At 48.6% G+C, this 796-nt stretch carries 2 protein-coding genes; both read left to right on the forward strand.

Annotation, left to right across the window (positions count from 1 at the left end):
* Positions 1–215 (forward strand): hypothetical protein (locus tag M6D81_RS31570; RefSeq protein ID WP_262681638.1); only part of this gene is annotated, 215 nt, incomplete at its 5' end.
* Positions 216–267: 52 nt separating this feature from the next.
* The coding region (locus M6D81_RS31575) for an immunoglobulin domain-containing protein (protein WP_262681640.1) at positions 268–796 on the forward strand (529 nt) is incomplete at its 3' end.

Raw genomic sequence — 796 nt, forward strand, 5'->3', positions numbered from 1 at the left:
ATAAGATAGGAAAGCCTCCAATTCCACTTAAATACAGGGAAGGGGGCTTTTGCTATGTCATGGATTGCGGAGGGGCGAAAATTGCAATTTTATGGTTAAAATCGAAACTATTTGTCGAAATAGTGTGCTATTATATATTTAAAGTTTCCGTACAGCGTTCAAATATATTTATAGGTTATCTAGGGGGGATTGTCGGAGGGATAATTGAGGGGTAGTTCGTTACGAGTCTTCCATTCTATCGTATGTTGAGAGAGAGGCTACATGGACATGAAGAGCAAGAACAAGATATGGATTCGCACGACAAATCGGGTCATCATCGGATTATTGATGATGTTCGTGATCACGGGAAGCATAGGGATGCCCGTCAATGCGGCAACGGATGCGCCGGCGCCTACGATTACCGGGCAGCCGCAAGGCAAGACGGTGAACGAGGGAGATCCCAGCATTACGTTAAGCGTGACGGCAAGCGGAAGTGGCACATTGAGCTACCAGTGGTATAGGAATTCGACCAATTCCTACATGAATGGAGTCGCTCTTAATGGAGCGACGTCCGCAACATATGTCATACCGACATCTGCTCCGCGCGACGATTATTTTTATGTCATGGTGACGAATACGGACAACACTGTTCCGGGTATCAAGACGGCCAGTGTAAGAAGCGACTTCGCCCATGTGACGGTCAATGAGCTTGCCGATGCGCCGGCACCTACAATTAGCGTGCAGCCGCAAGGCAAGACGGTGAACGAGGGAGATCCCAGCATTACGTTAAGCGTAACGGCGAGCGGGAGTGGCACAT

The organism is Paenibacillus sp. J5C2022 (genome assembly GCF_025567625.1).
Taxonomy (GTDB): Bacteria; Bacillota; Bacilli; order Paenibacillales; family Paenibacillaceae; genus Pristimantibacillus.